The sequence below is a fragment of the Achromobacter maghribensis genome (assembly GCF_057334215.1).
Genome location: NZ_JBHFII010000055.1, coordinates 37,744 through 44,792, shown reverse-complemented (window position 1 = coordinate 44,792; position 7,049 = coordinate 37,744). Strand labels below are relative to the sequence as shown.

Genomic DNA, 7,049 nt, shown 5'->3' with positions numbered 1-7,049 from the left:
CCCCCCCCCCCCGACGCGCCATCACCCCAGTACGGGCGACAACACTGGCTGCTTGGGGCGCACATCCAACTGGCGGCCCTTGCGTGCGCGCTTGCCCACATAGGGGGCCAGCGCGTCGCCGACCAGGATGTCCTCGGTCACCTTATTGCGGTAGATACCCGTGGCGCGCAGGCCACGGGCGCCGATCGGCACCGTCTGGTCCAACTTGTCCGAGGCATCCAGGCCCATCAGGATCGTGCCGCGTCCGCCGCCGGACAGGGACTTGCACTCGTCCAGGCCGAAGACCAGGAACTTGCCCTTGGCCGACAGCAACGCCAACTGCGTGGCGCCCTCGAACAACGGCACCGGGCGCAGCATTTGGTCGCCCTCTTCCAGCGTGATGAACTGCTTGCCGGCGCGCTGGCGGCTGACCATGTCGGACAGCTTCGCTGCAAAGCCGTAGCCGCCACGCGTGGCCAGCAGCCAACGCGTATCGGGCGCCGCGGCGATGGTATGCACGATGCGCGTGCCGGATTCCAGGTCGATCATGGTGGTGACCGGCTGGCCGTCGCCACGCGCCGAGGGCAGCCCGCCGACCGGCACGGAATACACCCGGCCGTTGTCGCCCATTGCGATCAGCGTATCGGTAGTGCGGCATTCAAAGGCGCCGTACAGGTCGTCGCCCTGCTTGAAGCCGAATTGCGAGGCATCGTGGCCATGGCCCTGGCGAGCGCGCAGCCAGCCCTTTTGCGACACGACGACGGTGACGGGTTCGTCCAGCACCTTGGTTTCCAGCACGGCGCGTTCGGCCGTCTCGATCAGCGTGCGGCGGTCATCGCCGTACTGCTTGGCGTCGGCCTCGATTTCCTTGATCAGCAGGCGCTTGAGCGTCGACGGATTGTCCAGCAGCTCTTGCAACGAGATCTGATCCTTGCGCTTATCGGCCAATTCCTGCTCGATCTTGAAGCCTTCAAGACGGGCCAGTTGGCGCAAGCGCATTTCCAGGATGTCCTCGGCCTGGCGTTCGGACAGCTTGAAGCGTTCCATCAGCGCGGCGCGTGGCTCGTCGGATTCGCGGATCGTTTGAATGACTTCGTCCACGTTCAGGTAGACCAGCATGCGGCCTTCCAGCACATGGATGCGGTCGGTGACCTTGTCCAGGCGGAAACGCGTGCGGCGCACGACCGTGTTGGTGCGGAATGCCACCCATTCGACCAGGATGTCGCGCAGGCCCTTCTGGCGCGGCCGGCCGTCGGTGCCGATGCACACCAGGTTGATCGACGAACTGCTTTCCATGCTGGTTTGCGCCAGCAGCGTGTTGACGAATTCGTCGCGGTCCACGCGCGAGGTCTTCGGTTCGAAGACGAGGCGCACTGCGGCGTCCTTGCCGGATTCGTCGCGAACGGCGTCCAGCAGGTTCAGCATGACCGCCTTGGCCTGCGTCTGCTCGGGCGTCAGGCTCTTCTTGCCCGACTTGACCTTGGGGTTGGTGATTTCCTCGATCTCTTCCAGGACCTTCTGGCCCGACGTGCCCGGCGGCAGTTCGGTGATCACCAGTTGCCATTGGCCGCGCGCCATTTCCTCGAACTGCCAGCGCGCGCGCACCTTCAGCGAACCCCGTCCCCCGCCGTAGATCTGCGCGATATCCGCAGCGGGCGTGATGATCTGGCCGCCGCCGGCGAAGTCAGGGCCGGGGATCATGGCGTGCAGTTCCGCATCCGGCAATTGCGGCTGCTTGATCAGCGCCACGCAGGCCTGAGCCACTTCACGCAAGTTGTGCGACGGGATTTCGGTGGCCATGCCGACCGCGATGCCCGACGCGCCATTCAGCAGCATCACCGGCAAGCGGGCCGGCAGCATCTGCGGCTCTTGCTGGCTGCCGTCGTAGTTGGGCACGAAGTCCACCGTGCCCTCGTCCAGCTCGTCCAGCAACAGCTTGGCGATAGGCGTCAGACGGGCCTCGGTGTATCGCATCGCGGCGGCGTTGTCGCCGTCGCGCGAACCGAAGTTGCCCTGACCGTCGATCAGCGGATAACGCAGCGAAAAATCCTGCGCCATGCGCACCATGGCGTCGTAGGCGGCCTGGTCGCCGTGCGGGTGGTATTTACCGAGCACGTCGCCCACGACGCGCGCGGACTTCACGGGCTTGGCGCCCGCGGCAAGGCCCATGGCCTGCATGGCGAACAGGATGCGGCGCTGCACGGGCTTCTGCCCGTCGCCGACATCCGGCAAGGCGCGGCCGCGCACAACGGAAACCGCGTAGTCCAGATAGGCCTGCTCGGCGTAACGCGATAGCGTGATGGCCGCGTTGGCGTCGCCATCGCCGTCAGGCGGGGTGGGGTCGAATAAGCCGGGTTGATTGCTGTCGGTCATGATGGTTCAAGTAGACAAATTCATCGAAACGGCGTCAGTGCGCCTCAAGCGGACGGCGCCAGCTGCGTGTCGGCGACATGCGCGCGCAACTGGGCGCGCACCGCCTCCAACGTAGCGGCGTCCTGGCCGCGCTTGGGAATGATCACGCCCTGCAAGGTGCCCAGGATGACGTATAGATGCTGCGGGGTTTCTTCAACCCGGCGGATATCGGACCATTCCATGCGCCCCGAGGCGCTGGCGGTCGTGTCCAGGATGCCCTCGGCCCCGAAGTCCAGCTGATGCCGGCCCAGGAACAGGTCGTCCGGCTGCTTTTTCAGCATCCGGCGCGTGTTCATCCTGACCAGCGGCGGCAGCGCGAACTCGTAGGCCAGCGCCAGCAGCGCAAGGATGCCCAGCCCCACCCCCAGCCCTTCGAAGTACACGGGCAGTATCCGTCCCCAGTCCGGCCCCTTGCCGTCCCAGGTCTGCCAGATCAGGTAGGCCAGCAAGGCCACGATCATCAGGACCGCGAAACGCAGGTGGGAGCGGTACCGGCGACGCCGCAATTCGGGCCGTTTGTACACGTAGGCCGCGAATTCCGCGTAGTCGTCGGCGGTCATGTCGACCGTCATCCGGGCTTGGCCGGCTGTGGCGGACGTCATCAGATATCCAGCTCAGCCAGGTTGCCCTTTTCTTCGATCCAGGCGCGGCGTTGCGAAGATTCCCCCTTGCCCATCAGCATGTCGAACATGCGGGTGGTGTCTTCGGGGGTCTGGTCGCCATAGCCCACAGGCAGCAAGCGGCGGGTATCCGGGTTCATCGTGGTTTCCCACAACTGCTCCGGGTTCATTTCGCCCAGGCCCTTGAAGCGGCTGACCGCCCAGGCGCCTTCCCGCACGCCTTCCTTGCGCAGTTTATCCTGCGCGGCTTCAAGCTCGCCTTCGTCCAGGCAGTAGATCTTGCGGGCCGGGCGCTTGCCCTGCGCCGGCACGTCCAGGCGGAACAGCGGCGGCTTGGCCACGTACACGTTCCCGGCTTCGACCAGCTTGGGGAAGTGCTTGTAGAACAAGGTCAGCAGCAGCACCTGGATGTGCGAACCGTCGACGTCGGCGTCGGACAGGATGCAGATGCGGCCATAGCGCAGGCCCGACAGGTCCGGCGTATCGCCGGGGCCGTGCGGATCCACGCCGATCGCGACCGAAATGTCATGGATTTCATTGTTGGCGAAGAGACGGTCGCGATCCACTTCCCAGGAATTCAGCACCTTGCCTCGCAGCGGCAGGATGGCCTGGAATTCCTTGTCTCGGCCCATCTTGGCGGAACCGCCCGCTGAATCGCCCTCGACCAGAAAGACTTCGGTGCGGGTCGCGTCGCTGGATTCGCAATCGGTCAGCTTGCCGGGCAACACCGCCACGCCCGAACTCTTGCGCTTTTCGACCTTTTGCGCGGACCGTTGGCGCGCCTGGGCTTGGCGGATCGCCAATTCAGCCAGTTTCTTGCCGTATTCGACGTTGCTGTGCAGCCAGAGGTCCAGCGCGCTCTTGGAAAAGCCGCCCACCAGGCGCACCGCGTCGCGGCTGTTCAGACGTTCTTTGATCTGGCCCTGGAATTGCGGGTCAAGCACCTTGGCCGACAGCACGAAGCTGGCGCGGGCAAACACGTCTTCAGGCAGCAGCTTCACGCCCTTGGGCAGCAGGCTGTGCAATTCGGCAAAGCCCTTCACCGCGCCGAACAGGCCTTCGCGCAGCCCCGATTCGTGAGTCCCGCCAGCTGGCGTGGGGATCAGGTTGACGTACGACTCGCGCACGGCGTTGCTGTCTTCGGTCCAGGCCACCACCCATTGCGCGCCCTCGCCTTCGGCGAAGTTCTCGTGGTCGGCGCCGGCGTACTGCTGGCCTTCGAAGAACGGCACCATCAGTTCAGCGCCGGTCAGTGCTTCGGCCAGATAGCCGCGCAGGCCGTCCTGGTATTGCCAGGTCTTGGTGTCGCCGGATTTCTCGTTGACCAGCGTGACCTTGACGCCGGGCAGCAGCACGGCCTTGCTGCGCAGCAAGTGCGTCAGCTCGCCCAACGGAATGTTGGGGCTGTCGAAGTATTTCGCGTCCGGCCAGACGCGCACGCGGGTGCCCGACTTCTTGCGGCCGCCCTGGTCGTACGGCGCCAGCGGTTCGGCAACATCTCCGCCCTTGAAGACCAGGCGGCTGACCGCGCCGTCGCGCCACACCACCACTTCCAGCCGGGTGGACAGCGCATTGGTGACGGACACGCCCACGCCGTGCAGGCCGCCGGAAAACGCATAGGCCCCGCCGCCCGCCTTGTCGAACTTGCCGCCTGCATGCAGACGCGTGAAGACCAGCTCCACGACGGGAGCGCCTTCTTCGGGGTGCAGGCCGACGGGAATGCCCCGCCCGTCGTCCTCGACGGACACGCTGCCGTCAATGTGCAGCGTGACCTGTATCTGTTTGCCGTAGCCGGCCAGGGCCTCGTCTGCGGCGTTATCAATGACCTCTTGCACGACGTGCAGCGGGTTTTCGGTGCGGGTGTACATGCCCGGGCGCTGGCGCACGGGCTCCAGCCCCTTCAGGACGCGAATGGACGCCTCGGTGTAACGTGGAGTGGCCAAGTTATCCCCAACATCTGTGGAAAAAAACCGACATTTTACGGATAAGCCTAGATTCTGCGCGGCTCCCAGTGGGATGCGCACGACCTGACCAACTCCGAATTCGGTAGGATGATGACAGTCACAGCCAGCGCGCCAGGGTTCAATCACCCGGATCACGACGACTGCGCCGCAACATCCTACACAAAACCAGCAAACCCTGTTGTTATTAACAGTGGTATGCCTGTTGTTATTGACAGTGGTATGCTTTAATCCATTCCACATACAAGAACAACGGCAAGGCGCGTCCCTTTTTACGCGCCTTTTGCTGCCGAACCGAGAATCACCATCATGAGCGACCAAATCAAGAACGTCAGTGACGCAAGCTTCGATGCCGATGTGTTGAAATCCGGCCAGCCGGTGCTGGTGGACTACTGGGCTGCCTGGTGTGGCCCCTGCAAGATGATTGCCCCGATCCTGGAAGAAGTCGCCACCGAGTACGCAGGTCGCCTGACGATCGCGAAGCTGAACGTGGACGAAAACCAGGGTACCGCCACCAAATATGGCATCCGCGGCATCCCGACCCTTATGCTCTTTAAAGACGGCCAAGCCGCCGCCACCAAAGTTGGCGCGCTGTCGAAGTCGCAACTCACCGCATTCCTGGACGGCGCGTTGTAAACTGCGTGCTGTGAACGAAGGCGCCGCCCTGGAGGCGGCGCTCATTCAAGACCGCGCGAGCCCGTCCGTGGCGCGCCGCCAGAGCCCTCCTTTACTTTTCCCCCACCAATCACCGCGATGCACCTCAACGAACTGAAGGCGCTGCATGTCTCGCAGCTGCTGGAAATGGCCGCTGGCCTGGAAATCGAGAACGCCAACCGCCTGCGCAAGCAGGAACTGATGTTCGCCATCATGAAACGGCGCGCCAAGCAAGGCGAGCAGATCTTTGGCGACGGCGTCCTGGAAGTCCTGCCCGACGGCTTCGGTTTCCTGCGCTCGCCCGAGACCTCGTATCTGGCCAGCACGGACGACATCTACATCTCGCCGTCGCAGATCCGCCGTTTCAACCTGCACACCGGCGACTCGATCGAAGGTGAAGTCCGCACGCCGAAAGATGGCGAGCGATACTTCGCCCTGGTCAAGGTGGACAAGGTCAATGGCGTGGCGCCCGAAGCGATCAAGCATCGCATCATGTTCGAGAACTTGACGCCGCTGCACCCGAACCGGACGATGCGCCTCGAACGCGACATCAAGAGCGAAGAGAACCTCACCGGCCGTATCCTGGACGTTTTCGCCCCGATCGGCATGGGCCAGCGCGGCCTGATCGTCGCCAGCCCCAAGTCGGGCAAGACGGTGATGATGCAGCACATTGCGCATGCCATCACCACCAACTACCCCGACGCGGTCATGATCGTCCTGCTGGTCGACGAACGCCCGGAAGAAGTGACCGAAATGCAACGCACGGTGCGCGGCGAAGTGGTGGCGTCGACCTTCGACGAACCCGCTACCCGTCACGTGCAAGTGGCTGAAATGGTCATCGAAAAGGCCAAGCGCCTGGTCGAAATGAAGAAAGACGTCGTGATCCTGCTGGACTCGATCACCCGTCTGGCCCGCGCCTACAACACCGTGGTGCCGGCCTCCGGCAAGGTGCTGACCGGCGGTGTGGACGCCAACGCCCTGCAACGCCCCAAGCGCTTCTTCGGCGCAGCCCGCAACCTGGAAGAAGGCGGTTCGCTGACCATCCTGGGTACGGCGCTGATCGAAACCGGCAGCCGCATGGACGAAGTCATCTACGAAGAATTCAAGGGCACGGGCAACTCCGAAGTCCACCTTGAGCGCCGTCTGGCTGAAAAGCGCGTCTACCCGTCGATCAACCTGAACAAGTCGGGCACCCGTCGCGAAGAACTGCTGATCGCCCCTGACCTGCTGCAAAAGGTCTGGGTGCTGCGCAAGTTCATCCACGACATGGATGAAGTGCAGTCCATGGAATTCATCCTGGACAAGATGCGCGCCACCAAGACCAACGCCGAATTCTTCGACATGATGAAGAAGAAGTAAGACAGGTCTTGCCCCATGAAAAAACCGCCGTCAGGCGGTTTTTTCATGGGTAAAAAAGTAAGTG

General features: G+C 63.5%; 5 protein-coding genes. 2 read left to right on the top strand and 3 right to left on the bottom strand.

Features of this window, described 5'->3' with window-relative positions:
- Positions 1–21 precede the first annotated feature (21 nt).
- From parC to parE, 3 genes are read right to left on the bottom strand one after another with little or no spacing between them, the layout of a single operon-like run.
- Positions 22–2,352, bottom strand: a complete 2,331-nt coding sequence (gene parC / locus ACE039_RS23955) for a DNA topoisomerase IV subunit A (RefSeq protein ID WP_485823502.1) — start codon at positions 2,350–2,352, stop codon at positions 22–24.
- A 44-nt stretch (positions 2,353–2,396) separates the two neighbouring features.
- Positions 2,397–2,993: a YcxB family protein gene (locus ACE039_RS23950; protein ID WP_485823501.1), complete on the bottom strand. Its 597-nt coding sequence runs from the start codon at positions 2,991–2,993 to the stop codon at positions 2,397–2,399.
- Positions 2,993–4,954 (bottom strand): DNA topoisomerase IV subunit B, encoded by a 1,962-nt coding sequence (gene parE / locus ACE039_RS23945; protein ID WP_105560010.1) that lies wholly within the window; start codon positions 4,952–4,954, stop codon positions 2,993–2,995. Before parE ends, ACE039_RS23950 begins: the two co-directional genes overlap by 1 nt.
- A 327-nt stretch (positions 4,955–5,281) precedes the next feature.
- Here parE and trxA point away from each other — a divergent pair, with 327 nt between their 5' ends.
- Both trxA and rho read left to right on the top strand, forming a co-directional pair.
- The gene (trxA, locus tag ACE039_RS23940) at positions 5,282–5,608 is read left to right on the top strand and encodes a thioredoxin TrxA (protein WP_006218534.1); all 327 of its coding nucleotides are present in this window, start codon (positions 5,282–5,284) and stop codon (positions 5,606–5,608) included.
- A gap of 117 nt (positions 5,609–5,725) precedes the next feature.
- Positions 5,726–6,985 carry a transcription termination factor Rho gene (gene rho, locus ACE039_RS23935; RefSeq protein WP_006218533.1) on the top strand — a complete coding sequence of 420 codons (1,260 nt, stop codon included), beginning with the start codon at positions 5,726–5,728 and terminating at the stop codon, positions 6,983–6,985.
- Positions 6,986–7,049 lie beyond the last annotated feature (64 nt).

Bases quoted from the DNA above. Each gene is read 5' to 3' on its own strand.
- parC (WP_485823502.1), bottom strand. From the start codon at position 2,352: ATGACCGACAGCAATCAACCCGGCTTATTCGACCCCACCCCGCCTGAC.
- ACE039_RS23950 (WP_485823501.1), bottom strand. From the start codon at position 2,993: ATGACGTCCGCCACAGCCGGCCAAGCCCGGATGACGGTCGACATGACC.
- trxA (WP_006218534.1), top strand. From the start codon at position 5,282: ATGAGCGACCAAATCAAGAACGTCAGTGACGCAAGCTTCGATGCCGAT.
- rho (WP_006218533.1), top strand. From the start codon at position 5,726: ATGCACCTCAACGAACTGAAGGCGCTGCATGTCTCGCAGCTGCTGGAA.